Source organism: Pseudomonas sp. YQ_6 (genome assembly GCF_043103245.1).
GTDB lineage: Bacteria > Pseudomonadota > Gammaproteobacteria > Pseudomonadales > Pseudomonadaceae > Aquipseudomonas > Aquipseudomonas alloputida.
Window position 1 is genome coordinate 1 of the sequence record NZ_JBICJR010000047.1, and the last position, 25,793, is coordinate 25,793.

A 25,793-nucleotide genomic window follows, 5' to 3' on the forward strand; every position below is an offset into this window, starting at 1 on the left:
GAGGCCGGCACAGGAGAACCGCTTACTCCCCGCGGCTCTTCTTGACGATGCCATCGGCAATGCTCGCCGGGGCCTCGGCATAGCGGGTGAACTCCATCGAGAAGCTGGCCCGGCCCTGGGTCATCGAGCGCATCGAGGTGGCGTAGCCGAACATTTCACCCAACGGCACTTCGGCACGTATGACCTTGCCAGCCGGTGTTTCATCACCATCCTGGATCATGCCGCGACGTCGGCTCAAGTCGCCGAGGATGTCGCCCTGATATTCCTCCGGCGTCACCACCTCTACCTTCATCACCGGCTCCAGCAACACTGCGCCGCCTTTCTGCGACAACTGCTTGGTGGCCATCGACGCGGCGATCTTGTAGGCCATCTCGTTGGAGTCGACATCGTGGTACGAGCCGTCGAACACGGCGGCCTTGAGGTTGATCAGTGGGTAGCCGGCAAGCACGCCGTTCTTCATTTGCTCTTCGATACCCTTCTGGATTGCCGGGATGTACTCGCGCGGCACCACGCCGCCGACGATCTCGTTGATGAACTCCAGGCCTTCTTTGCCTTCATCACCGGGGGCGAAACGGATCCAGCAATGACCGTATTGGCCACGGCCACCGGACTGGCGCACGAAACGCCCCTCGATCTCGCAGGTATTGCGGATTTTTTCCCGGTAGGCCACCTGCGGCTTGCCGATGTTGGCCTCGACGTTGAACTCGCGGCGCATGCGGTCGACGATGATGTCCAGGTGCAGCTCGCCCATGCCCGAGATGATGGTCTGGCCAGTCTCTTCATCGGTACGCACGCGGAATGAGGGGTCTTCCTGGGCCAGCTTGCCCAGCGCGATCCCCATTTTTTCCTGGTCGGCCTTGGTTTTCGGCTCTACCGCGACGGAAATCACCGGGTCGGGGAAGTCCATGCGTTCGAGGATGATCGGTTTGTCCATGTCGCACAGGGTGTCGCCGGTGGTCACGTCCTTCATGCCGATCAGTGCGGCGATGTCGCCTGCGCACACGTCCTTGATTTCGGCACGCTGGTTGGCGTGCATCTGCACCATGCGGCCGATGCGTTCCTTCTTGCCTTTGACCGAGTTGAGTACCGCATTGCCTGAACTGAGGACGCCGGAATAAACGCGGGCGAAGGTGAGGGTGCCGACGAACGGGTCGGTGGCGATCTTGAAAGCCAGTGCCGAGAACGGCTCTTTGTCGTCGGCGTGCCGTTCCAGGTGCTTTTCTTCATCATCCGGGTCGGTGCCGCGGATGGCAGGAATTTCCGAGGGGGCGGGCAGGTAATCGATTACCGCATCAAGCATCAGCGGCACACCCTTGTTCTTGAAAGAGGAGCCGAGGATGGTCGGCACGATTTCGTTAGCGATGGTGCGTTTACGCAATCCGGCCTTGATCTCTTCGACGCTCAGCTCTTCGCCTTCGAGAAACTTGTTGAGCAGTTCGTCATTGGCCTCGGCGGCGGCTTCTATCATGTGCGCGCGCCATTCGTCAGCAAGTTTCTGCAGATCGGCGGGAATATCTTCTTCACGGTAACTGGTGCCCTGGTCGGCATCGTTCCAGTAAATGGCCTTCATCTTCACCAGGTCGATCTGGCCCATGAAGTTTTCTTCGCTGCCGATGGCCAGCTGGATGGGTACCGGGTGGTGCCCCAGGCGCTGATCGATCTGCTTGACCACGCGCAGGAAGTCGGCCCCCTGGCGGTCCATCTTGTTGATGTAGGCCAAGCGTGGCACGTGGTACTTGTTGGCTTGGCGCCAGACTGTCTCTGACTGCGGCTCGACGCCGTCAGCGCCGCTGAATACCACGACCGCGCCATCAAGCACGCGTAGTGAGCGCTCCACCTCGATGGTGAAATCGACGTGGCCTGGGGTGTCGATGATGTTGAAACGGTACTTGTGGGCGAACTGCTTGGTCGAGCCTTGCCAGAACGCTGTGGTCGCCGCCGAGGTGATGGTGATGCCGCGTTCCTGCTCCTGGGCCATCCAGTCCATGGTCGCCGCGCCATCGTGCACTTCGCCCATCTTGTGGTTGACCCCGGTATAGAACAGGATCCGCTCGGTGGTCGTGGTCTTGCCGGCATCAACGTGGGCGACGATGCCGATATTGCGGTACAGCTCGATGGGCGTTGTGCGGGCCATGGCGGACTACCTGTGGGTGGACGGATTCCACCAAGTTAGCAGACCGGTGGAATCCTGCCCTGCCACCGGGCCGTCAGTCGGTCTGGGCTTGCAGCATCCACTGGCCATCCACTTCACGGGCCAGGCCGCTGGCTGGCAGCAAGGCCAGCAGGCGCGTGTGCAGGGCGGCCTCGGTGAAGGTCTTGAGGGTGGTCAGGTCCAGCGCGCCGACCAGGTTGAGATCAGCCTTGGTGTACGACAGCCAGGCTTTTTTCAACACTTGGGCGACGTCGCTGCCAGCGGTGCTGGCGAACCGGCGGTGCCACTGGCGGCCTTCGAAGGTGAAGTTGTGCGCGTGGCTGTAGGTGCTTTGGTCGGCACCTTCTACGCAGCGGTGGCAGCGGCATGGGCCCTCGCCGAAGGCGTTGCGCAGGTAGCTGTTGAAGTCCACGACGGGCTTGAGGGACAGGCGTTTGTCGACTTCGAACAGGTCGGCGATCAGGGGTTCTTCGGCGCTCACTCGGGATCCTCGTGTGGTGTGGCGTGCATCGGCGGGCACCCTAACAGATCGGGGCATTCAGATCACCTGTTGCAGGTGCCTGCATACCCCAAGCAACATGCAATCCCTGGGGGGCGGGCATGCCCGCGAACAGGCCAGTAGAGACAACAGAGACGGCCTGCCGTACTCTACGCGCCCGTACGCCTATACACCCACCGAGGTAACCCCGTTTGAGCATCAAGTACCCGTACATCGCCACCGTGACCATCAGCGCCGAAGACCGTGGCGGAGATACCGAAGCCTCGGAAAACCCCAAGATGCGCGTGGGCCTGGAAGCGGTGACCGAAACCCTGAAGAAGGTGCATTTCGTCGGTACGCTCGCGGCCCCAGAGAAACCGGCCACGCACATTTGCGTGACCCTGGAGAACGGCCTGACCTATTACGGCCCGATCGTCAACGGCCATGCCGAACTTGAAGGCGGCTGGATCGCCTTCGAGTCCGACATGCTTACCCCGGAAGAGCTCGGCCTGTAAGCCTCAGTTCAGTTCTGCCAGGCACTGCTCGAGGATATCCAGCCCTTCCTCGAGCACCTCGGCCTCGATGGTCAACGGAGCCAGCAGGCGAATGATGTGCCGCGCCTTGCCGCTGGGCATCAGCAGCAGGCCCTTGGTGCGGGCCGCTTCCATCACCTTGGCCAGTTGTGCCGGTGCCGGACTGCCATCGGCATTGGCGAACTCGATTCCTCGCATGGCGCCCACGCCGGTCAGGCGGCCGATGTACGGGCTCAGGCCCGAAGCCTTCCAGCGCTCATGACGGCTGACGATGGCCTGTTCCTGCCGTTCCCCCCAGGTTGCAACGTTTTCGTCGGTCATCTGCGCCAGGCTGGCCAAGGCCGCCGCACAGGCAATCGGGTTGCCCGAATAGGTGCCACCCAGGCCGCCTTTGGGCAGCGCCGCCATCAATTCCTTGCGCCCGACCACTGCACCCAACGGCATACCGCCAGCGATGCTCTTGGCCAGCAGCAGCAGGTCGGGCTCGATACCCAGGCGCGGAAACGCGAAGCGCTGGCCGGTGCGGCCGAAGCCCGACTGGATCTCGTCGATGATGATCAGGATGCCACGCTCGTCGCAGAAGCGGCGCAGGGCCTGGGCGAAGACTGGGTCCAAGGCAAGGAAGCCGCCTTCACCCTGCACCGGCTCGAAGATGAACGCCGCGACGTCCTCCACCGCCAGCTCGACGCTGAACAGGCGGTCCATGGCCTTGAGCGCCTGCTCGCAGGTAACCCCGGTATCCGCGCTGGGGTAGGGCAGGTGATACACCGGCCCGGGCAGTTCGCCGACCCGCTGCTTGTAGGGGGCAACCTTGCCATTGAGGTTCAGGGTGGCCAGGGTGCGCCCATGGAAGCCGCCGTCGAAAGCGATGATGGCACGTTTGCCGGTGGCGCCACGGGCCACTTTCAGGGCGTTTTCCGCCGCTTCCGCGCCGCTGTTGGTGAGCATGCCGGCCAGTGGGTAGCTGACTGGCACAAACTGGCTCAGTTGCTCCATCAGGGCCAGGTACGGGCCGTGAGGGGCGGCGTTGAAGGCGTAGTGGGTCAGGCGGGTGGCCTGAGCCTGGATGGCCTCGACTACAGCGGGGTTGCAGTGGCCCAGGTTGAGCACGCCGATACCGCCGACGAAGTCGATGTAACGTTTGCCGTCAGTGTCCCAGACTTCGGCATTACGGCCATGGGAAAGTGTGATCGGGTGAACGATGGCAATGGATTGGCTGATACTTTCCTGGTTCATGGGGGCACGCGGACCTTGTTCGAGTTTCTTATTATCCAAGCGTGTCGTCGGGTTATTCCGCAAACGAATTATTCGATTGCGGTCATTCCATGGATTCGTGATCTGGGCGGTTTTTTTGGTTGGCTGTGCCGGCCTCTTCGCGGGCAAGCCCGCTCCTGCCAGAGGCCGGGGCAGGTCAAATCAATCGCCTTCAGCCACCCGTTCCCGGATCCACTGCACAAAGGCCCTGATCTTGGGCACTTCGGCCGCATGCTCGGCATGCGCAATGAAGTGCCTCCCGTTGCTTGCCACAGGGTGGTCCCAGGCCACCACCAGCTTGCCTTCGCTCAGCTCCTCGGCCACCAGATAGCGGGGAATCAGGGCTATGCCGCAGCCGGAGATGGCCGCGCGGATACACAGGTAGAACGTGTCGAAGCGCGGCCCGTGGTAGCTGTTCTGGCTATGTAACCCAAGCCCCAGGAACCACTCATGCCAGGCTTCCGGCCGCGACACGCATTGCAACAGGCGGTGATCAGTCAATGCCTGGGCGCTGTCGAAACGGTGGCTGGCCAGCAGTTGCGGGCTGCACACCGGCACCACTTCTTCGCTGAACAACTCGATGCAGGTCGCCCCGGGCCAGGTGCCCTGGCCGAAGAAAAAGGCGACGTCAGCCTTCGCCTGTACCAGGTCGAATGGCTCCAGCTCGTTGCGCACATCCAGGTGAATGCGTGGGTAGCGGTCACCAAAACCCTTGAGCCTGGGGACCAGCCAGCGGGCGCCGAAGGTCGGCTGGGTGGCGATGCGCAGCACTTCGGTTTCGTCGCCGTAGCTGAGGATGTAGCGGCTGGATATGTCGATCTGGGTGAGGATCTTGTTCACTTCGGTGAGGTACAGCGCGCCGGCCGGGGTCAGGTGCAGGCGCCGGCGAATGCGCTGGAACAGCGAGTGCGAGAGCATGTCCTCAAGCTGCGCGACCTGCTTGCTGACGGCGCTCTGGGTCAGGTGCAGTTCCTGGGCCGCGCGGGTGAAGCTGAGGTGGCGAGCGGCCGCTTCGAAGCACTGAAGGGCGGTGGTCGAAGGCATCAGGCGTTTGGACATGACGGGCGAATACCGAGCAAAAAAGGAAGGAGTTCATTCCGTAAAGGAATTATGTGGTTCGAAAAGGTCGTTTGTTGACCCCGGCCTATAGATTAATACTGACCTGGATCAACGATTACAACCGGTCATGCGAAGAGGAGGTCAATACCCGCTTCGGTCATCTGCAAAACAACAACAACACACATCAGAAATTTATAAGAATTCTGCTCAGACCTTCAGCCGCTTTGCTGCGGCCGACCCATTCGAGGGTTCTTCATGGCTTCGCAAGACAACAAGAAACAGCGCTCACTGCAGCACGGCCTGACTTCCCGTCAGGTTTCCATGATCTCCATTGCCGGCATCATCGGCGCCGGGCTGTTCATCGGGTCCTCCAACGCCATCGCCACCGCCGGCCCGGCCATCCTCATCTCCTACGCCATGACTGGCCTGCTGGTATTGCTGGTGATGCGCATGCTGGGTGAAATGGCCATCGCAAACCCCAACAGCGGCTCTTTTTCCACCTACGCTTCGGAAGCCATCGGGCCTTGGGCGGGCTTTACCATTGGCTGGCTGTACTGGTGGTTCTGGGTGTTGATCATTCCGGTGGAAGCCATTGCCGGTGCTGACATCCTGCATGCCTACTTCCCTGGCGTGCCGTCCTGGCTGTTCGCCTTCCTGATCATGCTGGTGCTGTCGGGCACCAACCTGGTCAGCGTTAAGAACTTCGGTGCTTTCGAGTACTGGTTCGCGTTGGTCAAGGTGGTCGCGATCATTGGCTTCATCGGGGTGTGCACCTTGGCGGTGTTCGGCTTCTGGCCGCTGGCGGAGGTCTCCGGGGTCAGCCGGCTGTGGGACAGTGGTGGTTTCATGCCCAATGGGTTCGGGACGGTGCTTGGGGGCGTGCTGATCACCATCTTCTCGTTCTTCGGTGCCGAAATTGTCACCATCGCGGCTGACGAAACCGCCAACCCGAAAGACAAGATTCGCCGCGCCACCAACCTGGTGGTGTACCGCATTGCCATTTTCTATCTGGCGTCGATCTTCCTGGTGGTGTCGCTGGTGGCCTGGAACGACCCCGGGCTGAAAGCGGTAGGGTCGTTCCAGCGTGTACTGGAAGTGCTCAACGTGCCGGGCGCCAAGTTGCTGGTTGACCTGGTGGTGCTGGTGGCGGTGACAAGTTGCATGAACTCAGGGCTCTACACGGCGTCTCGCATGCTCTATTCGCTTGGCGCGCGTGGTCAGGCGCTGAGCGTGACCAAGCGCATCTCCGGTTCCGGCGTGCCGACCGTGGCGGTGATCTTCTCCACCCTGGCGGGCTTCGCTGGCTGCTTCGTCAACTATGTGTTCCCGGGCAAGGTGTTTGGCTTCTTGCTGTCGACCACCGGCGCCATCGCTTTGCTGGTGTACCTGGTCATTGCCGTGTCGCAGCTGCGCATGCGTGCCCGTGCCGAGCGTGAAGGGCGCCCGCTGGAACTGAAGATGTGGCTGTTCCCATGGCTGACCTGGTTGGTGATCGGCACCATCGTCATGGTGCTGGGCTACATGCTGTTCAGCGATGCCTACCGCTATGAGACGCTGATGACTGCCGGGGTGACCGCGTTCATCCTGCTGGTTTCGCTGACCCAACGGCGTGCGAAGATGGTTGCCCAGACGGCCTGATGTTTCTGCTTTAATGGGGGCGTTGCGCGCCCCCATTCCAACAAGCACAGGATGCGTATGACTGATCACACACTTTCCCTTCAAGCCCTCGCGGCCCCTGAGGGTACCTGCTATGGCTGCGGCTGTTCCCACCCCAGTGGCCTGCACCTGCAAAGCCACTGGGACGCGGACGGTGTTCACCTGGTGTGCCGGCACTCGCCCGACAGCACCTTCATTGGCTGGCCTGGCCTGGTTTACGGTGGCCTGCTGGCGATGCTGGTCGACTGCCACTCCAACTGGACGGCGATGGCCTACCACTACCGTAACGAAGGCCGAGAACCGGGCAGCCTGCCGCGTATCGACTGCGTTACCGGTACGCTCAACCTGACCTACCTGAAACCTACGCCGATGGGCGTCGAGCTGTTGCTCAAGGCGCGTGTCGAAGGCGACGTGGGGCGCAAGAGCCGTGTCATCTGCGAAGTCTGGGCAGAGGATGTACTGACTGTGACCGCCGACTCCGTGTTTGTCCGCGTCGATACCGAAAAGCTCAAGCTCAAGGCCCACGGCCAGGCCTGAGCTGCCAACGCTGATGAGTGGTCGGTGATGGTCAGTGGCTGGGGATGTCTCTAGAGTGACAGGTTCATTCCCTTGGCAAGGTTGATCATGACCGAACTCAGTGCTTTCCCCATTACCCGCAAATGGCCCGCCAAACATCCCGAACGCCTGCAGTTGTACTCGCTGCCGACGCCCAACGGGGTGAAGGTGTCGATCATGCTTGAAGAGATTGGCTTGGCTTACGAGGCGCACAAGGTCAGCTTCGACAACGATGACCAAATGAGCCCCGAGTTCATCTCGCTCAGCGCGAACAACAAGATCCCCGCCATCCTCGACCCGAACGGCCCGGGCGGTCAGCCGCTGCCGCTGTTCGAGTCGGGGGCGATCTTGCAGTACCTGGCGGAGAAGAGCGGCCAGCTGCTCAGCCAGGACCCCGCCCAGCGCTACCAGACCCTGCAGTGGCTGATGTTCCAGATGGGCGGCATCGGGCCGATGTTCGGCCAGGTCGGGTTCTTCCATTTCTTTGCTGGCAAGGAATATGAAGACAAGCGCCCGCGCGACCGCTATGTCAACGAGTCCAAGCGGCTGCTGGGCGTGCTGGATCGGCATTTGAAAGGTCGGCAGTGGATGGCTGAGGAATACAGCATCGCCGACATCGCCATCTTCCCTTGGGTGCGTAACCTGGTGGAGCGCTACAACGCCCGTGACCTGGTGGGCTTCGACCAGTTCAAGGAAGTGCAGCGCGTGCTGGCGAATTTCCTCGAACGGCCAGCCGTGCAGCGTGGCCTGAAAATCCCGGGCTGATCAACCAGTGCAGGGACAACTGCCTTGCGCAAACTTCGAAAGGCCTGGACGGTCGCCCGTAGGAGCGGGTTTACCCGCGAAAGGGTCGGCCCTGCTGGCCAATTTTCACCCGCCGTTCACCGTTGCCGCCGCTACCGTATTCGCGGGTAAACCCGCTCCTACACCTGATCGGGGGGTGGACACAGCTCGGTGGTTGGGCACAGGCCGTCGTGTAGGAGCGGGTTTACCCGCGAAGAGGCCGGGCCTGCTGGCCAATTACCACCCGCCGTTCACCGCTGCCGCTGCTACCGTATTCGCGGGTAAACCCGCTCCTACAGAAGGCGGCGTACGGGTTCAGAAGATGTGGTTCAGCAACCAGTACAGGCTGCCAGCCAACAGCATTGCCGCTGGCAGGGTCAGCACCCAGGCCATCAGCAGATTGAACAAAGTGCGTTTCTGAATCCCCGACCCATTGGCGACCATGGCGCCGGCCACCCCCGAACTCAGCACATGCGTGGTCGACACCGGCAGCCCGAACATATCCGCCGCGCCAATAGTGCACATCGCCACCACTTCGGCCGATGCGCCTTGGGCATAGCTGAGGTGGGTCTTGCCGATCTTCTCGCCAACGGTGACCACAATACGTCGCCAGCCAACCATGGTCCCCAGCCCCAGCGCGATGGCTACAGCCACCTTCACCCACAGCGGAATATAGCGGGTGGCGTCGTCCAGCTGGGTCTTGAACAGCTGCACATGGCTGCGGGTGTCGGCATCGAATGTCACCAGGTGGTTTTTCTCCATGAGGCGGATGGCTTCACTGGTCAGGTACATGTCATTGCGCACGTTGGCCATGGCTTCAGCCGGTACGCGCTTGAGCGAGCCATAGCCTTTGACCTCTTCGCCGATCATCCCGGTCAGCGCCGCCAATGCCGGTACCAGGTGCGGGCTGGCCTTGGGCTCGGCAATGAATAGGGTCAGTACCTGGCGCGGGTCAGCCGGGGCCGCTTGCGGATCGCTGCGTACCAGTGCCTGGCGGGTCACCTCGGCGACAGCGGAAAACTGCAGGGCCTGCCCGTTGGGCATGGTCTTGTTCAGCGCATAAGCCATCGGCAGGGTGCCGACCAGAATCAGCATGATCAGCCCCATGCCTTTCTGGCCATCGTTGGAGCCGTGGGCAAAAGATACCCCCGTGCAGGTCAGAATCAGTATGCTGCGGATCCACCACGGTGGTGGCGTTTGGCCTTCCGGTGCCTGGTAAAGCGCCTTGCGTTTGACCAGCGCGCGCAGGGCCAGCAGCAGCAGGGCTGCGCAAGCAAAACCAATCAGCGGAGAGAACAGCAGGGCATAACCCACCTTGCTGGCCTGGGCCCAGTCCACGCCGCTGGTGCCGTCACGCCCATGCATCAGCGCATTGGCCACGCCCACGCCGATGATCGAGCCAATCAGGGTGTGCGAGGACGATGCCGGCAGGCCCAGCCACCAGGTGCCAAGGTTCCAGATGATCGCCGCCAGCAGCAGGGCGAAGACCATGGCGAAGCCGGCCGAAGAACCCACCTGTAGAATCAGTTCTACCGGTAGCAAGGCGATGATGCCGAAGGCCACCGCGCCGCTGGAAAAAAGCACGCCCAGGAAGTTGCACAGCCCAGACCACACCACCGCTATCGGCGCCGGCAACGAATGGGTGTATATCACGGTGGCTACCGCGTTGGCGGTGTCGTGGAAGCCGTTGACGAACTCGAAGCCCAGGGCAATCAGCAGCGCCAGGCCCAGCAGAAGGAACGGTGTAGCCGTGGTGATGACCGTACCGCTTGCGGTCACATCCTGCTTGAGGCTCCAGGCGGTGTAGGCGATACCCGCCAGCAGCAGGCAGAAGAACAACGTTAAGGTGGCACGCCCAGGTTTTTGGGAGAGCTGCGGGCGAGCGTCGTGTTTGGCCAGTAGTGGGCTGCTGGCCACTGACGGGGTTGCCATGGGGGCTCCGGTTGGCATTGGGCGAAAGTGCCGAAGGCCTTGAGCATAGAAACAATTCGTAACCCGGCCGTGACCTCGATCAATGAATTATCTAGGCTCAAGACGGACGGTAATGGCAGGAGACGCCCATGATTCGCTGCAAACGTGTCTATGATGCGGTTGAGGATGAAGATGGCCAGCGTGTACTGGTCGACCGCCTTTGGCCGCGCAACAAGCGCAAGGAAGACCTCCATGGGCAGTGGTTGCGCGAAGTGGCACCTTCGAATGAATTGCGTAAGGCGTTCCACCAGGGAGACGTAGATTTCGCCGGTTTTACCCAGCGTTACCAGCAAGCGCTGGCGGCCCACCCCGAGCACTGGTATCCGCTAATGGACATGGCCAGGAAGGGGACGCTGACATTGCTTTATGCCGGCAAGGACACTGAGCACAACAATGCCCGGGTGCTGGCCGATTGGTTGGAAAACGAACTGGACAGGTGTGGCCCTGGCAGTTCGCCAGTGTGCTATGCCCAATGAGTGCGATGCGATGTCCTTACAGTTGATTCCCGCCAAAGACATCCACTGCACCTTTGCCCGCGATCTCACGCGCCGCGCCATGCTGCCTTACTACCGTGAATACGACCTGCTGTGGATCGAGGAAGCCTTCGATGCAGCCTGGGACTGGCGCGAGCAGTGGCTGGTGATCGAAGGCGACGTCTTGTTGGGTTTTTGCAGCCTCAGCCAGGACCGCCAGGCGCTGTTCATCCGCGAGTTGCACCTGTTGCCTGAGCACCGTGGGCGGGGCGTCGGTAGCTGGGTGCTGGAAGAACTGGCGCTGTGGGCCAGGCAGCGGCGCCTTCCCCTGTTGCGGCTGATGGTGTTCCGCAGCAACCCGGCCCGCCTGCTGTACCAGCGTCATGGCTTCGTCGAAATGGGTGAAGACGAATGCTTTGTGCGGATGCAGCGGGATATCAAATTAGTGGCTAAATGATGGCTTGTCGCGACCGCAGCGTATGGGCATAGTGAATCCGTACGTTTACGGCTGCCTGCAGGCGGGTAGACCGTGTTTGAGGATATAAGGGAAAAGGAGAAGCCCCTATGAACGGAATCGGTCCACGGCTGCGGGAAGAGCGTGAGCGGTTGGGCATGACCCAGCGTGTATTTGGCGATATCGGTGGCGTCGAGCCCAATGCTCAGGGCAAGTACGAAAGCGGTGAGCGCACGCCGCGGCTAGATTACCTGGCGGCATTGGCGACCCGGGGCGTGGATGCGTTGTATGTCCTCAGCGGCCTGCGCACCCCGGCAGCGCTCGAAGGTTTGAACGCGGATGAGTCCGGTTTGCTGGGGGCTTTTCGGAAATTGCGGTCGGAAGATCAGGCCGCGCTCTTGCACCTTTTGGGGCGGTTGGCCAACGACGCCACGCCCCGGCAAATAGTGAGGCCTCTCACAGTCGAACGTCAGTCGTTTCTGACGGAAGCAATGCGTTAGGCCCACCGTGAAAAATTTTGTTAAGGTGGCGGGATCCAATCGCCCTGCTGACGAGGTGTGTGCTTGATTAGGGTCTTAGTGGTCGATGATCACGATCTGGTACGAACCGGTATTACACGCATGTTGGCCGACATCGACGGCCTGCAGGTGGTGGGTGAGGGAGATTCCGGCGAGTCGGCGCTGAAACTGGCCCGGGAGCTGAAACCGGACGTTGTGCTGATGGATGTGAAAATGCCCGGCATCGGCGGCTTGGAGGCCACCCGCAAGCTGCTGCGCAGCCATCCTGACATCAAGGTAGTGGCGGTGACGGTGTGCGAGGAAGACCCGTTCCCCACACGCTTGTTGCAGGCCGGCGCTGCCGGCTACCTGACCAAGGGTGCAGGCCTTGACGAAATGGTCCAGGCCATTCGACTGGCCTTTGCCGGCCAGCGCTATATCAGCCCGCAGATCGCCCAGCAGTTGGCGCTGAAACCGTTCCAGCCGCAGGGCTCGCCGTTCGACGCGTTGTCCGAGCGGGAAATCCAGATTGCCCTGATGATTGTCGGCTGCCAGAAAGTGCAGATCATCTCCGACAAGTTGTGCCTCTCGCCCAAGACCGTCAATACTTACCGTTATCGGATCTTTGAAAAACTCTCGGTCACCAGCGACGTTGAACTGACGTTGCTGGCCGTTCGCCACGGTATGGTTGACGCAAGTCTGTAAAACCTCATGTCCCAAGTCTTTGATGCCAGCGCATTCCTGGCGACCTGCAGCGGTCGCCCGGGCGTTTACCGGATGTTCGATGGCGAAGCCCGGCTGCTTTACGTGGGCAAGGCCAAGAACCTGAAGAAACGCCTGGCCAGCTATTTCCGCAAGGCTGGCCTTGCGCCCAAGACCGCCGCGCTGGTTGCGCGTATCGCCCAGGTTGAAACCACCATCACCGCCAACGAAACCGAGGCGTTGCTGCTGGAGCAGAACCTGATCAAGGAGTGGCGGCCGCCTTACAACATCCTGCTGCGCGACGATAAGTCCTACCCCTACGTGTTTCTGTCCGATGGCGAGTTCCCGCGCCTGGGCATTCACCGTGGGGCGAAAAAAGCCAAGGGCCGTTACTTTGGCCCGTACCCCAGCGCCGGGGCCATTCGCGAAAGCCTTAGCCTGCTGCAAAAGGCTTTTTCTGTGCGTCAGTGCGAAGATAGCTACTACGCCAACCGCACCCGGCCATGCCTGCAGTACCAGATAAAACGCTGCAAAGCGCCCTGCACCGACCTGGTGACTGCCGAGGAATACGCAGAAGACGTGCGTCATTCGGTGATGTTTCTGGAAGGGCGTAGCCAGCAACTGGGCAATGAGTTGAACGCCGAGATGGAAAAGGCCGCCATGGCGCTCGATTTCGAAAAAGCCGCCGAGTTGCGCGACCAGATCGCCTTGTTGCGCCGCGTGCAGGACCAACAGTACATCGAGGGCGGCAGCGGCGATGTCGACGTCATCGCCGCCTTCGTCAACCCAGGTGGTGCCTGTGTGCACCTGATCAGCGTGCGCGGCGGGCGAGTACTGGGCAGCAAGAACTTCTTCCCGCAGGTGGGCATCGAGGAGGAGGTGGCCGAGGTCATGGCCGCATTCCTTTCCCAGTACTATCTGGGCAACGCAGAGCGCGAGCTGCCCGGCGAGTTGATCGTCAATGTTGTTCACGAAGACTTCAACGCCATCACCGAAGCGCTGCACACGCTGCGTGGCCGCGAACTGACCATCAGCCACCGGGTGCGTGGCACCCGCGCCCGCTGGCAGCAACTGGCCGTGACCAATGCCGAGCAGGCGCTGAATGCCCGCCTGGCCAACCGCCAGCACATGGCTGCTCGCTTCGAAGCCCTGGCCGAAGTGCTGGGCCTGGATGAAGTGCCGCAACGCCTGGAATGCTACGACATAAGCCACTCCAGTGGTGAAGCTACCGTGGCCAGTTGCGTGGTATTCGGCCCCGAAGGGCCGATCAAGTCCGACTACCGCCGCTTCAACATCGAAGGCGTCACCGCAGGTGACGATTACGCGGCCATGCATCAGGCCCTGACCCGCCGCTATGGGCGCATCAAGGACGGCGAGGGCAAGCTGCCCGACGTGCTGCTGGTGGACGGCGGCAAGGGCCAGCTGAACATGGCGCGCGATGTGATGCAGGAGCTGGGCTTCACCGACCTGACCCTGCTGGGTGTGGCCAAGGGTGTCACACGCAAGGCGGGTTTCGAAACCCTGTACCTGAACGATGTCCATCACGAATTTACCCTCAAGGGCGATTCATCGGCGTTGCACCTGATCCAGCAGATCCGCGACGAAGCTCACCGCTTCGCTATCACCGGCCACCGCGCCCGCCGTGGCAAGGCCCGTCGAGTTTCCAGCCTTGAAGATGTGGCCGGGGTAGGGCCCAAGCGCCGCCGCGACCTGCTGAAACATTTCGGCGGCCTGCAGGAGCTCAACCGCGCCAGTATCGATGAAATCGCCAAAGCCCCCGGCATCAGTAAAAAGCTTGCCGAGTCGATTTATGCCAGCCTGCATAGCGAGTAGAATGCCGGGCTCAACTTGCAGCCAGTCGTACCGATGAATATTCCAAACCTGCTCACCGTTCTACGCGTCCTGCTCATTCCGTGCTTCATTCTGCTGTTCTACATGCCCTATCAGTGGAGTTACATGGCCGCCAGCAGTGTATTCGCCGTTGCCGCCGCCACCGATTGGCTGGATGGCTACCTGGCACGACGCCTGCAGCAGAGCACGCCGTTCGGCGCCTTCCTCGACCCGGTGGCTGACAAGCTAATGGTGGCAGTGGCCCTGGTGCTGCTGGTGCAGACCCACGCCAACTTCTGGCTGACCCTGCCAGCCGCGGTGATCATCGGCCGCGAGATCGTGGTGTCTGCGCTGCGTGAGTGGATGGCTGAGCTAGGGGCGCGGGCGCATGTGGCGGTGTCCAACCTCGGTAAGTGGAAGACTGCGGCGCAGATGCTGGCGCTAGTGATCCTGCTGGGCAACCCACCGGCGGTGACCTTCTGGGTGATCCTGGGCTACGGGCTGCTGCTGGTGGCAGCGGGGCTGACGCTGTGGTCGATGGTGCACTACCTGCTGGCCGCCTGGCCGCACCTGCGCGAAGGTTCGGAAAAAAAATAAAAGTTTTTTGAATCAAGGGGTTGACGCTGTTTTAGAAATCGCTAGAATGGCACCCATCACGACGCGGGAATAGCTCAGTTGGTAGAGCACGACCTTGCCAAGGTCGGGGTCGCGAGTTCGAGTCTCGTTTCCCGCTCCAAATTCGATCCTCAGTGCGTCGCTGGGATCAAAAAGAAGAGGCCTTCAGGGCCTCTTTTTTTATGCCTAAATTTTATATCTCGGCTATTTTGCCCGGTTTCGACCAAACGGTCGCTGGTGTCGTAGTGAAATCGCAAGTTTTTCTGTTCAGGGTCGACGTAGCGCGTCAGTTGACCAGCGACATCAATTTCATAGCGGTCGAACAGGCGGATGTGTCTGTCATGTAAGCAGGAGGCGGTGTAAAACGAAGAGCGAGTCCAGGCACTGCATGACTGTACCCAAGCTATCGCGCAACTGAAGTCGGTCATGCGCACGGTGCATGCTCAGGGGCGGGGACGTACAGCCATGCTGAAGCGCTGTTCAAGCCCAGAACCCAACCAGCACCAACGCCGCCACACCCAGCCCGACCGCAACCGAGCAGCCGCCCAGCGACAGCGCCGCCCGACCTTGCCGATACCAGCCGTCATGGCCCAGTTGCCGTGCCGGCGCCAGCAGGCTGCGCCACCGCAGTTCCGTATCGTGAAACGCCTGCAAGTTCGCCGGATCCGCATCCAGCCAGCGGCGGAAGTCGATACGCTCGCACGCCGTCACCTGCGGGCTCTGCAAGCGCACATACCACTGCCCGGCCACGCTCGCCAGCACATCCCGGCGCGAGCGGCCAGCTTGCAGCGCCTGGTCCATGTTGCGCTCGACACTCGCCAGTGGCAGGTCAAGGCGCACAGCAATGCTGGCGAAGTCCAGCTGATCGAGGCGGTTGAGCAGGAATACTTGCTGTACGCGCCGTGGTAACCGCTTCAGTGCATGCAGCAGGGCATCGTCGGCATCATGCTCGGTAGCAGGAGTGGGGTGCTCAAGGGGCAGCAGCAGACGGGTCATGGACAGCTCCTTGCTCTATAAAGGGGGGGAGGGGGCATCTTCCTTGATGCGGAACCAGAGTAGGCGAAACGAGATTGATTCTCAAGTGCTGATTCCGCAAAGTTTTGTAACGAGCGTTCACGCCCTGAAACACCTTTGCTATCATGCGCGCCATCACGATCTTCATTAGCCTGAAGAGCCAAAAAAAAGACCCGGCAAAAAAGCCGGGTCAAAAACCGTGATTAGCCTGATGAGGAGATAATCTGAGAGCGACCTAAGCTTTCAGGTTATCCAGCGGATCTCGCGATCAGCTGAGTGCAATAATAATCGTTATCATTTGCCAGTCAAATGATTTTTTGCTGATCCGGTAAAAAAGTTGTACCGGCGCGCTTCCTTGTCCCGGCAATCGGGGCTTTTGCCGTTACCTGGCCATCACGTCCTCTCCCTTTTTTTTGTCTATGAACCCGCTCACTCGGTGCGTTTGTGCTCCAGCAGTGCGCGGGCCATGTCCATCATGTGCATCAAAGCGAACGTCAGTTCTCGCTGGCTGCCGTGCTGGTGGGTGGCGGTTTCCTGGGCGGTGGCCGCAGCGCAGCGCAGCAGGGCGATGGCGTGTTCCTGGGCCTGGTCGCCGGTTACGCCTTCGTGCAGGGTCCAGATCCTGTTGTCCAGGGTGGGCCGCGGTGGGTTGGGGTTGAGGTAATAGTCGAGCGCGCGGCGTGCGGCTTCGCTGTCGAGATCTGTTTCGTCGTTTTTCGGTAGTTTCATCCTGATACCTGCCGGAGCCAGTAGGGAAGGGGTCAGGTCGATGGTAATACCTACAGTATTTTTATTCTTCCCGATAAATAATACTGAATGTTTATTGAGCGCTTGAAGGCAGTCCGTATCGTGCCAGCGATGAATATGGATAAATGGATTGCCCTCGTCCGTGACCGGATGGAGGAGCTAGGGCTCACTCAAGAGCAGCTTGCCGAGCGCGTTGGTGTGTCTCAAGGCAGTGTCGGTCATTGGGTGAACAAGCGGCGTCAGCCGAAAATCGAATCGATGAACCGCACGTTCGTCGAGATTGGCATGCCTCATTACAACGTCAGCCTGCAGCTGCGCATCCAGGGGCAGGTTGGCGAGGAGCGTAGTGTTTACGAGATAGCGGACGATGATGAACTCGACCTCATGCGATACATCGTTTGCTTCCGTTACCCGGTGCTGGGTTGGAGTGAGTTAGATGCTGCAACGGCTGTAGAGCCTGCTGTTTTCGAGCAGACTGACTACCTGGCACAGGGCAAGGCGTTCTGGCTAACCGTGGAAAACGATGCCATGAGCGCTGTCAGTGGCCGCAGTGTGCCGCAGGGCATGCGGATGCTGGTGGACCCCGGTGTAGAGGCTGAGGCGGGGCGTTTGGTTATCGCTCGTCAGCCGGGCAAGCCGGCGATTTTCCGCGAGCTGGCCGAGGAAGGTGGGCAGCGTTATCTGAAGGCATTGAACAGTAACTACCCGGCGCTGTTGTGCGAAGAGGGTTGCGAATTTCTTGGGGTGGTCGTGCGGGTGCATGGGGCCTTTTGAAAGGGTTTGAGTGGTGGCGGCTACGGTGAACGGCGGGTGGAGATTGGCCAGCAGGCACGGCCTCTTCGCGGGTAAACCCGCTCCTACACGACGGCCTGCGCCCAATCACCAATGTGTGTCCACCCCCGATAGGTGTAGGAGCGGGTTTACCCGCGAATACGGTAGCGGCGGAAACGGTGAACGGCGAGTGGAAATTGGCCAGCAGGCCCGGCCCTTTCGCGGGTAAACCCGCTCCTACGGGCTGTTGCAGGGGCGGCCTTGTGTTGCGTTAGGGCCGCAAAGCGGCCCTCCGGCACCGTTATTCCACCAGTTCGACCAGCACAGTCCCTTCGCTGACCATATCCCCCTCCAGGCAGAACAGCGCCTTCACCGTGCCGGCATGCGGCGCACGAATGCTGTGCTCCATCTTCATGGCCTCCAATACCACCAGCGCAGTACCGGCTTCCACCACCTGCCCAGGTTCGACCAGCACCCGCACGATACTGCCGTTCATGGGCGCACCCAGCCCGCCCTGGTGGCTGTGGCTGGCTTCGGCCTCGGCAATCGGGTCGAAGGCTTCGATGGCATGCATTTCGCCATCCCAGTGCAGGTACAGCGTGCCACCCCGACGGATTGCCAGATGCTGGCGACGCACGCCGTTCTGATCAAGCACCAACTGCTCACCTTGCAGCTGCCAGGTGGAAGCAGCGCTGCGTTCCAGGGCCACTGCCTGGTCTTGGCCAGCGCTCACCAGATGCAAGCTGCTGCGTGCCGGCAGGCCCAAGCGCAGGCCGTTACGCCCGCCCCAAGGTGAATGGTGGTCGTCTTCGCGCTGATGGACCCCCTGGCCCTGCAGCCACGCCTCTGCCGCCGCTTCCCAGAAGGCTGCCGGTAGTGCTTGCGGCGCAGGCAGCAGAACCTGCTGATGACGCGGAATGAAGCCGGTATCCAGCTCCGCCGCAGCAAATGCCGGGTGGGCGAGAATGCGCCGCAGGAAGGCAATGTTGGTCTTCAGCCCGCCAATGGCGAACTCATCGAGCATGGCCAGCAAGCGCAAGCGCGCCTGCTCGCGGTCTTCGCCCCAGGCAATCAGCTTGCCCAGCATCGGGTCGTAGAACGGCGACACCACATCGCCTTCGCTGACCCCGCTGTCCACCCGCCGGCCTTCGCCAGGCGCCGATTCACGGTACAGCGCCAATTTGCCGGTCGCGGGTAAAAAATCATTGGCCGGGTCTTCGGCATACAAGCGTACTTCGATGGCATGGCCGATCAGCGGCACCTGTTCCTGTGTGATCGGCAGGGCTTCGCCACAGGCCACGCGAATTTGCCAGGCAACAAGGTCCAGGCCGGTTATGGCCTCAGTGACCGGGTGTTCCACCTGCAGGCGGGTGTTCATCTCCATGAAGAAGAACTCGCCACGTGCATCAAGCAGAAACTCCACGGTGCCGGCACCCACGTAACCGATAGCCTGGGCGGCACGCACCGCCGCTTCGCCCATGGCCCGGCGCAGTTCGGGCGACAGGCCGGGGGCAGGGGCCTCTTCCACCACCTTCTGATGGCGGCGCTGAATGGAACAGTCGCGTTCGTTAAGGTACAGGCAGTTGCCGTGCTGGTCGGCAAACACCTGGATTTCGACATGGCGCGGCTTGAGCACGTACTTTTCCACCAGCATGCGCGCATCGCCGAACGACGACTGTGCCTCACGCTGGGCCGAGGCCAGGGCGTCGGCCAACTGGCTTTCTTCCTCGACCACTTTCATGCCCTTGCCACCGCCGCCAGCGCTGGCCTTGAGCAGCACCGGGTAGCCGATGCGTTCGGCCGCGGCGCGGAACGTGTCCAGGTCCTGGGCCTCGCCATGGTAGCCCGGAACCAACGGCACGCCGGCTGCCTCCATGAGCGCCTTGGCTGCCGATTTGCTGCCCATGGCGTCGATGGCGCTGGCCGGTGGGCCGAGGAATATCAGCCCGGCCTGCTCGATGGCGCGGGCGAAACCTGCGTTCTCGGACAAGAAACCATAACCTGGGTGAATGGCCTGGGCACCGCTGGCCTTGGCTGCTGCCAGCAGCTTGTCGCTCAGCAGGTAGCTTTCGGCGGCCTTGGTGCCACCGAGATCCACGCGGATATCAGCTTCGCGGCTATGCCGGGCGTCACGGTCGGTGGCGCTGTGCACGGCAACAGTGGTCAGGCCCATGGCCTTGGCGGTGCGCATCACCCGGCAGGCGATTTCGCCGCGGTTGGCGACCAGCAGGGTGGTCAAAGCGGGGCGGCTCATGGGCGCGGCTCCTTCTTGTCAACGGTTTGCCAGGCGGGGCGGCGTTTTTCCAGGAAAGCGCGCAGGCCCTCCTGGCCTTCGGCGCTGACGCGGATACGGGCGATGGTGTTTTCGCAGTAACGGCGCAGGGCCGGGCTGAGTTCGCCGTCGTCCACTTCGCGCAGCAAGTCCTTGGTGGCGCGCAACGCTTGTGGGCTGTTCTGCAGCAGGTTGCTTACCCAGGCTTCGACGTGGTCGTCCAGTTCGCTGGCCGGGTACACCTCGGCCAGCAGGCCCAGCTCGCGGGCGCGCACGCCAGTGAAACGCTCGGCGGTGAGGGCGTAGCGGCGCGCGGCGCGTTCGCCAATGGCCTTGACCACGAACGGGCTGATCACCGCCGGGGCCAGGCCGATGCGTACTTCCGACAGGCACAGCTGGGCGTCTTCGGCGCCGATGGCCATGTCGCAGCAACTGATCAGGCCCAGCGCGCCGCCGAAGGCTGCGCCTTGCACCACGGCCAGGGTCGGGGCCTTGAGGCGGTGCAGGGCGTACATCAGCTCACCCAGTTCGTGGGCGTCATCCAGGTTGGTGTTGAAGTCCAGTTGTGCCGACTGCTGCATCCAGGCCAGGTCGGCACCGGCGCTGAAGTGCCGGCCACGGCCGCGCAGCAGCACAAAGCGCAGGCTGGCGTCTTCGGCCAACTGGTCGATGGCCACGATCAGCTCGCGGATCATCTGCGCATTGAAGGCGTTGTTCTTGTCCTCACGGCTTAACCACAGGGTGGCGAAGCCGCGTGGGTCGCGGATCACTTCGAGGGTGCTGAAATCGCTCATGGGTCACATCCGGAAAATGCCGAAGCGGCTCTGTTCGATCGGCGCGTTCAGCGCGGCAGACAACGCCAGGCCGAGGACGTCGCGGGTCTGTGCCGGGTCGATGACGCCGTCGTCCCACAGGCGGGCGCTGGAATAATAGGGGTGGCCCTGACGCTCGTACTGGTCGAGGATCGGCTGCTTGAGCCTGGCTTCGTCTTCGGCACTGAATGGCTGGCCGCTGCGTTCGCTCTGCTCGCGCTTGACCTGGGCCAGCACCCCGGCGGCCTGTTCGGCGCCCATCACGCCAATCCGCGCGTTGGGCCACATCCACAGGAAGCGTGGGTCGTAGGCGCGGCCGCACATGCCGTAGTTGCCGGCGCCAAAGCTGCCGCCGATGATCACCGTGAACTTCGGCACCTGGGCGCAGGCCACGGCGGTGACCAGTTTGGCGCCGTGCTTGGCGATGCCGCCTTCTTCGTATTTCTTACCGACCATGAAACCGGTGATGTTCTGCAGGAACAGCAAAGGGATGCCACGCTGGCAGGCCAGTTCGATGAAGTGCGCGCCTTTTTGCGCGGCTTCGGCGAACAGGATGCCGTTGTTGGCCAGGATGGCCACCGGGTAGCCATGCAGGTGGGCGAAGCCGCACACCAGGGTGGTGCCGAACAGCGCCTTGAATTCATCGAACACCGAGCCATCGACCAGGCGTGCGATCACCTCGCGCACGTCGAACGGTTGCTTGGCATCGGCCGGAACCACGCCGTACAGCTCGTCGGCCGCATAAAGCGGTGCCACTGGTGCAAACCGCTGCAGCTTGCCGAGCTTGTGCCAGTTGAGGTTGGCCACACTGCGTCGCGCGATGGCCAGGGCGTGTTCGTCGTTGTCGGCATAATGGTCGGCGACGCCGCTGGTACGGCAATGCACATCGGCGCCGCCGAGGTCTTCGGCGCTCACCACTTCGCCGGTGGCGGCTTTCACCAGCGGCGGGCCGGCGAGGAAGATGGTCGCCTGCTGGCGCACCATGATCGCTTCGTCGGCCATGGCCGGCACGTACGCGCCGCCAGCGGTGCACGAGCCCATCACCACGGCGATCTGCGGGATGCCTTGCGCGCTCATGTTGGCCTGGTTGAAGAAGATGCGCCCGAAATGCTCGCGGTCGGGGAACACTTCATCCTGGCGTGGCAAGTTGGCGCCGCCGGAGTCCACCAGATAGATGCACGGCAGGCGGTTCTGCAGGGCGATGGTTTGCGCACGCAGGTGCTTCTTGACCGTCAGCGGGTAGTACGAACCGCCTTTTACCGTGGCGTCGTTGGCCACGATCATGCATTCCACGCCTTCCACGCGGCCGATGCCGGCGATCACGCCCGCCGCTGGCACGTCTTCGCCGTACACCTCATGGGCGGCCAACTGGCCGATTTCGAGGAACGGCGAGCCCGGGTCCAGCAGGCGGTCGATACGCTCGCGCGGCAGCAGTTTGCCACGCGAGGTATGCCGTTCCTGGGCCTTGGGCCCGCCGCCCTGGGCAACCTGGGCGAGCAGGCCGCGCAGGGCCTGGACCTGTTCGAGCATGGCCGCGCTGTTGACGGCAAATTCTGCCGAACGCGGGTTGATCTGGGTGTGCAAGGTAGCCATGTGCGCCCGTCCCTTATGTTCAGCGGGTTTCGTTGAACAGCTCGCGGCCGATCAGCATCCGGCGGATTTCGCTGGTGCCGGCACCGATTTCGTACAGTTTGGCGTCGCGCAACAGGCGCCCAGCCGGGAATTCGTTGATATAGCCGTTGCCGCCAAGAATCTGGATCGCCTCCAGGGCCATTTGCGTGGCGCGCTCGGCGGTGTACAGGATCACGCCGGCAGCGTCCTTGCGGGTGGTCTCGCCACGGTCGCAGGCCTGGGCCACGGCATACAGGTAGGCGCGGCTGGCGTTCAGCTGGGTGTACATGTCGGCAATCTTGCCCTGGATCAGCTGGAACTCGCCGATGCTCTGGCCGAATTGCTTGCGGTCGTGGATATACGGAACCACCAGATCCATGCAGCTTTGCATGATGCCGGTCGGGCCGCCGGACAGCACCACACGTTCGTAGTCCAGGCCGCTCATGAGGACGCGCACGCCGCCGTTGAGTTGGCCCAGGATGTTCTCTGCCGGCACTTCCACGCCATCGAAGAACAGCTCGCAGGTGTTGGACCCGCGCATGCCCAGCTTGTCGAACTTGTTGCTGCGGCTGAAGCCTTTCCAGTCACGCTCGACGATGAACGCGGTGATGCCGTGCGCACCCTTGTCCAGGTCGGTCTTGGCGTAAATCACGTAGGTGTTGGCGTCGGGGCCGTTGGTGATCCAGGTCTTGCTGCCATTGAGCACGTAGTGATCGCCGCGTTTTTCTGCGCGCAGCTTCATCGACACCACGTCGGAGCCGGCATTGGGCTCGCTCATGGCCAAGGCGCCGATGTGCTCGCCGCTGATCAGCTTGGGCAGGTACTTGAGCTTCTGCTCATGGGTGCCGTTGCGGTTGATCTGGTTGACGCACAGGTTGGAATGGGCGCCGTAGGACAGTGCCACCGAGGCTGAGCCACGGCTGATCTCTTCCATCGACACTACATGGGCCAGGTAGCCCAGGCCAGCGCCGCCGTACTCTTCCGGTACGGTGATGCCCAGCAGGCCCATGTCACCGAACTTGCGCCACATGTCGGCGGGGAACAGGTTGTCGTGGTCGATCTGCGCGGCGCGCGGGGCCAGTTCGGCGGCGACGAAGGTGCGAACCTGGTCACGGAGCATGTCGATGGTTTCGCCCAGGGCGAAGTTCAGGGAGGGGTAATGCATGCTGAGGCACCTTCTTGTTCTTGAAATTGGGTTACACCATAGCTTGGGATCCAGCCCCGCCCCCTGTGGGAGCGGGCATGCCCGCGAATACGTCAGCAGGGTCACCGTCATTACCTGATCGGTCGCATTCGCGGGCAAGCCCGCTCCCACAGAGGGCGGCGTGGCGCCTCAAGTGGGTATCGTTCATCACCTTTACGTTAACGTAAACCTGCAGGGAGGCACTGTCAATCCACTCGTCACCTTTACGTAAACGTAAATCTGCGCCAGAGTATTCCCGCTTGCTTCAGCCGTGCCCAAAACAACCACAAGAAGGGACACCCATGAGTCAACCGAGCTATACCCGCGGTCGCCAGGACCGACCCTTGCTGACACAGACCATCGGCCAGGCCTTCGATGCCACCGTGGCCCGCTGTTGCGACAGCGAGGCCCTGGTGTCCCGCCACCAGGGCCTGCGTTACAGCTGGCGGCAGCTGGCCGAGCAGGTCGAAATACACGCCCGCGCCCTGATCGCACTGGGCGTGAACACCGGCGACCGTGTTGGCATCTGGTCGCCCAACTGCGCCCAGTGGTGCATCTTGCAGCTGGCCAGTGCCAAGGTCGGCGCCATCCTGGTCAACATAAACCCGGCCTACCGTGTGGGTGAGCTGGAATACGTGTTGCGCCAGTCCGGCTGCCGCTGGCTGGTCTGCGCTGAAGCCTTCAAGACATCTGATTACCACGCCATGCTGCAGGAGCTGGTGCCTGAGCTGGCCAGCGCCCGGCCTGGTGAGCTGGCCAGTGAATGCCTGCCCCAGTTGCGTGGCGTCATCAGCCTGGCCGCCAACCCGCCTGCCGGTTTCCTGCCCTGGCACGCACTGGCCGAGCGGGCAGGGCAGACGTCTGCCGAAGCCTGCACAGCCCGTCAGCAAAGCCTGCAATTCGACCAGCCGGTAAACATCCAGTACACCTCCGGCACCACCGGTGCGCCCAAAGGTGCCACGCTCAGTCACTACAACATCCTCAACAACGGTTTCATGGTGGGTGAAAGCCTTGGCCTGACGGCCCGCGACCGTATGGTGATCCCGGTGCCGCTGTACCACTGTTTCGGCATGGTCATGGCCAACCTCGGTTGCATCACCCACGGCAGCACCATGATCTACCCCAACGACGCCTTCGACGCCGAGCTCACCCTGCGCGCCGTGGCCGAGGAGCGTGCCAGCATCCTGTACGGCGTGCCGACCATGTTCATCGCGATGCTTGATCACCCCTCGCGTGCGCAGATGGACCTGTCGACCCTGCGCAGCGGCATCATGGCCGGCGCTACCTGCCCGATCGAAGTGATGCGCCGGGTCATCGACCAGATGCACATGGCAGAAGTGCAGATCGCCTACGGCATGACCGAAACCAGCCCGGTGTCACTGCAGACCGGCCCGGACGACGACCTGGAGCTGCGCGTGACCACCGTCGGCCGCACCCAGCCGCAGCTGGAAAACAAACTGGTGGACGCCGATGGCTGCATCGTCCCGCGCGGTGAGATTGGCGAGCTGTGCACCCGCGGCTACAGCGTGATGCTGGGCTACTGGGACAACCCCCAGGCCACGGCGGATGCCATCGACCCGGCTGGCTGGATGCATTCGGGTGACCTGGCGGTGATGGACGAGCAGGGCTATGTGCGCATCGTCGGGCGCAACAAGGACATGATCATTCGCGGCGGCGAGAACATTTATCCGCGTGAGCTGGAAGAGTTTTTCTACACCCACCCGGCGGTGGCCGATGCACAGGTGATCGGCATTCCGTGTAGCCGCTATGGCGAAGAGATCGTCGCCTGGATCAAGCTGCACCCGGGGCACAGCGCCACGGTCGAGGAGCTGCAGGGCTGGTGCAAGGCACGCATTGCCCACTTCAAGGTGCCGCGGTATATCCGCTTCGTCGACGAGTACCCGATGACAGTGACGGGGAAGGTGCAAAAGTTCCGGATGCGTGAGATCAGTGTGGCGGAGATTGCAGCTGCATCTGCGGGTTGATGTGCTGGCGCGGCCGGCCTCTTCGCGGGTAAACCCGCTCCTACACAGGGACAGCGCCGCATTCAAGGCCGGCACGGTCCCTGTGTAGGAGCGGGTTTACCCGCGAAGAGGCCGGCCCGATCAATGCAAGATCTTCACCTTGCCAAGCACCCGGTCATCCTCAACCTTTCAATGGAGCAGCGGACATTAGCTGTTCACGCCGATGGCGTGGTCTACCCTTAAGCCTTCACCGGTGGCTCCTGGCTCGGCGGGTCGCCCACTGTCGGCGGTACGGTCGGCTTGATCGGCAGCTCGTCCGGGTCTTCTTCCGGTACGGGTGGTGGCAAGCTGGGGTCGTCGATATTGGGATCGGGTGTCTCCGGTGGAATGGGAATGTTCATGGCCTG

The 25,793-nt window shown here is 62.0% G+C and carries 25 protein-coding genes and 1 tRNA gene; 13 read left to right on the top strand and 13 right to left on the bottom strand.

The genetic code is table 11. The features are described 5' to 3' along the window. Nucleotides 1–22: 22 nt before the first annotated feature. Nucleotides 23–2,134 (bottom strand): elongation factor G, encoded by a 2,112-nt coding sequence (fusA, locus tag ACF8FG_RS14905; RefSeq protein WP_014590322.1) that lies wholly within the window; start codon nt 2,132–2,134, stop codon nt 23–25. Between the two features lie 73 nt (nt 2,135–2,207). Beyond that, entirely contained in the window at nt 2,208–2,633 is a 426-nt protein-coding gene (locus ACF8FG_RS14910; protein WP_014590323.1) for a hypothetical protein, read from the bottom strand. 209 nt (nt 2,634–2,842) lie between these two features. Between ACF8FG_RS14910 and ACF8FG_RS14915 the strand changes: the two genes are divergently transcribed. Next, nucleotides 2,843–3,145: a hypothetical protein gene (locus ACF8FG_RS14915; protein WP_014590324.1), complete on the top strand. Its 303-nt coding sequence runs from the start codon at nt 2,843–2,845 to the stop codon at nt 3,143–3,145. Between the two features lie 3 nt (nt 3,146–3,148). On the opposite strand, the gene ACF8FG_RS14920 is transcribed toward ACF8FG_RS14915, so the two are convergent. Both ACF8FG_RS14920 and gcvA read right to left on the bottom strand, forming a co-directional pair. Beyond that, complete coding sequence (locus ACF8FG_RS14920; RefSeq protein WP_076402763.1) at nt 3,149–4,399, bottom strand: aspartate aminotransferase family protein; 1,251 nt, start codon at nt 4,397–4,399, stop codon at nt 3,149–3,151. A 180-nt stretch (nt 4,400–4,579) separates the two neighbouring features. Beyond that, the gene (gcvA, locus tag ACF8FG_RS14925) at nt 4,580–5,476 is read right to left on the bottom strand and encodes a transcriptional regulator GcvA (protein WP_076402764.1); all 897 of its coding nucleotides are present in this window, start codon (nt 5,474–5,476) and stop codon (nt 4,580–4,582) included. Between the two features lie 255 nt (nt 5,477–5,731). Between gcvA and ACF8FG_RS14930 the strand changes: the two genes are divergently transcribed. The 3 genes from ACF8FG_RS14930 to ACF8FG_RS14940 all read left to right on the top strand — a co-directional run bounded on the left by ACF8FG_RS14930 (nt 5,732) and on the right by ACF8FG_RS14940 (nt 8,452). Then, nucleotides 5,732–7,114, top strand: coding sequence for an amino acid permease (locus ACF8FG_RS14930; protein ID WP_010954889.1), 1,383 nt, complete (start codon nt 5,732–5,734; stop codon nt 7,112–7,114). A gap of 57 nt (nt 7,115–7,171) precedes the next feature. Beyond that, a complete protein-coding gene (locus ACF8FG_RS14935; protein ID WP_014590326.1) occupies nt 7,172–7,669 on the top strand; it encodes a PaaI family thioesterase in 498 nt (165 codons plus the stop codon). Between the two features lie 87 nt (nt 7,670–7,756). After that, nucleotides 7,757–8,452 carry a glutathione S-transferase N-terminal domain-containing protein gene (locus tag ACF8FG_RS14940; protein WP_019438090.1) on the top strand — a complete coding sequence of 232 codons (696 nt, stop codon included), beginning with the start codon at nt 7,757–7,759 and terminating at the stop codon, nt 8,450–8,452. Nucleotides 8,453–8,785: 333 nt separating this feature from the next. On the opposite strand, the gene ACF8FG_RS14945 is transcribed toward ACF8FG_RS14940, so the two are convergent. Beyond that, the gene (locus ACF8FG_RS14945; RefSeq protein ID WP_318080669.1) at nt 8,786–10,402 is read right to left on the bottom strand and encodes an inorganic phosphate transporter; all 1,617 of its coding nucleotides are present in this window, start codon (nt 10,400–10,402) and stop codon (nt 8,786–8,788) included. A gap of 128 nt (nt 10,403–10,530) precedes the next feature. On the opposite strand from ACF8FG_RS14945, the gene ACF8FG_RS14950 reads away from it, so the two are divergent. From ACF8FG_RS14950 to ACF8FG_RS14980, 7 genes are all read left to right on the top strand, one after another. Beyond that, nucleotides 10,531–10,917, top strand: a complete 387-nt coding sequence (locus ACF8FG_RS14950; RefSeq protein ID WP_014590329.1) for a DUF488 domain-containing protein — start codon at nt 10,531–10,533, stop codon at nt 10,915–10,917. A 10-nt stretch (nt 10,918–10,927) separates the two neighbouring features. Next, nucleotides 10,928–11,371, top strand: coding sequence for a GNAT family N-acetyltransferase (locus ACF8FG_RS14955; protein WP_014590330.1), 444 nt, complete (start codon nt 10,928–10,930; stop codon nt 11,369–11,371). A gap of 107 nt (nt 11,372–11,478) precedes the next feature. Then, entirely contained in the window at nt 11,479–11,868 is a 390-nt protein-coding gene (locus tag ACF8FG_RS14960; protein WP_014590331.1) for a helix-turn-helix domain-containing protein, read from the top strand. Nucleotides 11,869–11,931: 63 nt separating this feature from the next. Next, nucleotides 11,932–12,570, top strand: a complete 639-nt coding sequence (gene uvrY, locus ACF8FG_RS14965) for a UvrY/SirA/GacA family response regulator transcription factor (protein WP_003251380.1) — start codon at nt 11,932–11,934, stop codon at nt 12,568–12,570. A gap of 6 nt (nt 12,571–12,576) precedes the next feature. Continuing rightward, nucleotides 12,577–14,400, top strand: coding sequence for an excinuclease ABC subunit UvrC (gene uvrC, locus ACF8FG_RS14970; RefSeq protein WP_014590333.1), 1,824 nt, complete (start codon nt 12,577–12,579; stop codon nt 14,398–14,400). A gap of 33 nt (nt 14,401–14,433) precedes the next feature. Next, nucleotides 14,434–14,994 (top strand): CDP-diacylglycerol--glycerol-3-phosphate 3-phosphatidyltransferase, encoded by a 561-nt coding sequence (pgsA, locus tag ACF8FG_RS14975; protein WP_003251374.1) that lies wholly within the window; start codon nt 14,434–14,436, stop codon nt 14,992–14,994. A gap of 63 nt (nt 14,995–15,057) precedes the next feature. After that, nucleotides 15,058–15,133 (top strand) — tRNA-Gly (locus ACF8FG_RS14980). Between the two features lie 10 nt (nt 15,134–15,143). Here ACF8FG_RS14980 and ACF8FG_RS14985 read toward each other — a convergent pair. From ACF8FG_RS14985 to ACF8FG_RS14995, 3 genes are all read right to left on the bottom strand, one after another. Next, entirely contained in the window at nt 15,144–15,440 is a 297-nt protein-coding gene (locus ACF8FG_RS14985) for an RHS repeat domain-containing protein (protein WP_080557777.1), read from the bottom strand. A 52-nt stretch (nt 15,441–15,492) separates the two neighbouring features. Next, on the bottom strand, nt 15,493–16,008 hold the full coding sequence (locus ACF8FG_RS14990) for a DUF4880 domain-containing protein (protein WP_014590334.1): 516 nt from the start codon (nt 16,006–16,008) through the stop codon (nt 15,493–15,495). Between the two features lie 447 nt (nt 16,009–16,455). After that, nucleotides 16,456–16,755, bottom strand: coding sequence for a DUF6124 family protein (locus ACF8FG_RS14995; RefSeq protein ID WP_014590335.1), 300 nt, complete (start codon nt 16,753–16,755; stop codon nt 16,456–16,458). An 87-nt stretch (nt 16,756–16,842) separates the two neighbouring features. Here ACF8FG_RS14995 and ACF8FG_RS15000 point away from each other — a divergent pair, with 87 nt between their 5' ends. Then, on the top strand, nt 16,843–17,547 hold the full coding sequence (locus ACF8FG_RS15000; RefSeq protein WP_014590336.1) for a LexA family transcriptional regulator: 705 nt from the start codon (nt 16,843–16,845) through the stop codon (nt 17,545–17,547). Between the two features lie 298 nt (nt 17,548–17,845). On the opposite strand, the gene ACF8FG_RS15005 is transcribed toward ACF8FG_RS15000, so the two are convergent. The 4 genes from ACF8FG_RS15005 to ACF8FG_RS15020 are packed head-to-tail and all read right to left on the bottom strand — an operon-like array spanning nt 17,846 to nt 23,404. Further along, entirely contained in the window at nt 17,846–19,798 is a 1,953-nt protein-coding gene (locus ACF8FG_RS15005; RefSeq protein WP_135198415.1) for an acetyl/propionyl/methylcrotonyl-CoA carboxylase subunit alpha, read from the bottom strand. Then, nucleotides 19,795–20,610 (bottom strand): gamma-carboxygeranoyl-CoA hydratase, encoded by an 816-nt coding sequence (locus ACF8FG_RS15010; RefSeq protein ID WP_003251320.1) that lies wholly within the window; start codon nt 20,608–20,610, stop codon nt 19,795–19,797. Before ACF8FG_RS15010 ends, ACF8FG_RS15005 begins: the two co-directional genes overlap by 4 nt. Before the next feature lie 3 nt (nt 20,611–20,613). Beyond that, on the bottom strand, nt 20,614–22,221 hold the full coding sequence (locus tag ACF8FG_RS15015) for a carboxyl transferase domain-containing protein (protein WP_014590338.1): 1,608 nt from the start codon (nt 22,219–22,221) through the stop codon (nt 20,614–20,616). A gap of 19 nt (nt 22,222–22,240) precedes the next feature. Beyond that, nucleotides 22,241–23,404: an isovaleryl-CoA dehydrogenase gene (locus tag ACF8FG_RS15020; protein WP_003251317.1), complete on the bottom strand. Its 1,164-nt coding sequence runs from the start codon at nt 23,402–23,404 to the stop codon at nt 22,241–22,243. A gap of 320 nt (nt 23,405–23,724) precedes the next feature. Here ACF8FG_RS15020 and ACF8FG_RS15025 point away from each other — a divergent pair, with 320 nt between their 5' ends. Then, nucleotides 23,725–25,407 carry an AMP-binding protein gene (locus ACF8FG_RS15025; RefSeq protein WP_014590339.1) on the top strand — a complete coding sequence of 561 codons (1,683 nt, stop codon included), beginning with the start codon at nt 23,725–23,727 and terminating at the stop codon, nt 25,405–25,407. A 218-nt stretch (nt 25,408–25,625) separates the two neighbouring features. Here ACF8FG_RS15025 and ACF8FG_RS15030 read toward each other — a convergent pair whose 3' ends face one another. After that, on the bottom strand, nt 25,626–25,787 hold the full coding sequence (locus ACF8FG_RS15030; RefSeq protein ID WP_003251307.1) for a hypothetical protein: 162 nt from the start codon (nt 25,785–25,787) through the stop codon (nt 25,626–25,628). Between the last annotated feature and the right edge of the window lie 6 nt (nt 25,788–25,793).

What these genes read in the sequence shown, in the direction of transcription:
- fusA (WP_014590322.1), bottom strand. Translation starts at nt 2,134, where the DNA reads ATGGCCCGCACAACGCCCATCGAGCTGTACCGCAATATCGGCATCGTC.
- ACF8FG_RS14920 (WP_076402763.1), bottom strand. Translation starts at nt 4,399, where the DNA reads ATGAACCAGGAAAGTATCAGCCAATCCATTGCCATCGTTCACCCGATC.
- gcvA (WP_076402764.1), bottom strand. Translation starts at nt 5,476, where the DNA reads ATGTCCAAACGCCTGATGCCTTCGACCACCGCCCTTCAGTGCTTCGAA.
- ACF8FG_RS14930 (WP_010954889.1), top strand. Translation starts at nt 5,732, where the DNA reads ATGGCTTCGCAAGACAACAAGAAACAGCGCTCACTGCAGCACGGCCTG.
- ACF8FG_RS14935 (WP_014590326.1), top strand. Translation starts at nt 7,172, where the DNA reads ATGACTGATCACACACTTTCCCTTCAAGCCCTCGCGGCCCCTGAGGGT.
- ACF8FG_RS14940 (WP_019438090.1), top strand. Translation starts at nt 7,757, where the DNA reads ATGACCGAACTCAGTGCTTTCCCCATTACCCGCAAATGGCCCGCCAAA.
- ACF8FG_RS14945 (WP_318080669.1), bottom strand. Translation starts at nt 10,402, where the DNA reads ATGGCAACCCCGTCAGTGGCCAGCAGCCCACTACTGGCCAAACACGAC.
- ACF8FG_RS14950 (WP_014590329.1), top strand. Translation starts at nt 10,531, where the DNA reads ATGATTCGCTGCAAACGTGTCTATGATGCGGTTGAGGATGAAGATGGC.
- ACF8FG_RS14955 (WP_014590330.1), top strand. Translation starts at nt 10,928, where the DNA reads ATGTCCTTACAGTTGATTCCCGCCAAAGACATCCACTGCACCTTTGCC.
- ACF8FG_RS14960 (WP_014590331.1), top strand. Translation starts at nt 11,479, where the DNA reads ATGAACGGAATCGGTCCACGGCTGCGGGAAGAGCGTGAGCGGTTGGGC.
- uvrC (WP_014590333.1), top strand. Translation starts at nt 12,577, where the DNA reads ATGTCCCAAGTCTTTGATGCCAGCGCATTCCTGGCGACCTGCAGCGGT.
- pgsA (WP_003251374.1), top strand. Translation starts at nt 14,434, where the DNA reads ATGAATATTCCAAACCTGCTCACCGTTCTACGCGTCCTGCTCATTCCG.
- ACF8FG_RS14985 (WP_080557777.1), bottom strand. Translation starts at nt 15,440, where the DNA reads ATGACCGACTTCAGTTGCGCGATAGCTTGGGTACAGTCATGCAGTGCC.
- ACF8FG_RS14990 (WP_014590334.1), bottom strand. Translation starts at nt 16,008, where the DNA reads ATGACCCGTCTGCTGCTGCCCCTTGAGCACCCCACTCCTGCTACCGAG.
- ACF8FG_RS14995 (WP_014590335.1), bottom strand. Translation starts at nt 16,755, where the DNA reads ATGAAACTACCGAAAAACGACGAAACAGATCTCGACAGCGAAGCCGCA.
- ACF8FG_RS15000 (WP_014590336.1), top strand. Translation starts at nt 16,843, where the DNA reads ATGTTTATTGAGCGCTTGAAGGCAGTCCGTATCGTGCCAGCGATGAAT.
- ACF8FG_RS15005 (WP_135198415.1), bottom strand. Translation starts at nt 19,798, where the DNA reads ATGAGCCGCCCCGCTTTGACCACCCTGCTGGTCGCCAACCGCGGCGAA.
- ACF8FG_RS15010 (WP_003251320.1), bottom strand. Translation starts at nt 20,610, where the DNA reads ATGAGCGATTTCAGCACCCTCGAAGTGATCCGCGACCCACGCGGCTTC.
- ACF8FG_RS15015 (WP_014590338.1), bottom strand. Translation starts at nt 22,221, where the DNA reads ATGGCTACCTTGCACACCCAGATCAACCCGCGTTCGGCAGAATTTGCC.
- ACF8FG_RS15020 (WP_003251317.1), bottom strand. Translation starts at nt 23,404, where the DNA reads ATGCATTACCCCTCCCTGAACTTCGCCCTGGGCGAAACCATCGACATG.
- ACF8FG_RS15025 (WP_014590339.1), top strand. Translation starts at nt 23,725, where the DNA reads ATGAGTCAACCGAGCTATACCCGCGGTCGCCAGGACCGACCCTTGCTG.
- ACF8FG_RS15030 (WP_003251307.1), bottom strand. Translation starts at nt 25,787, where the DNA reads ATGAACATTCCCATTCCACCGGAGACACCCGATCCCAATATCGACGAC.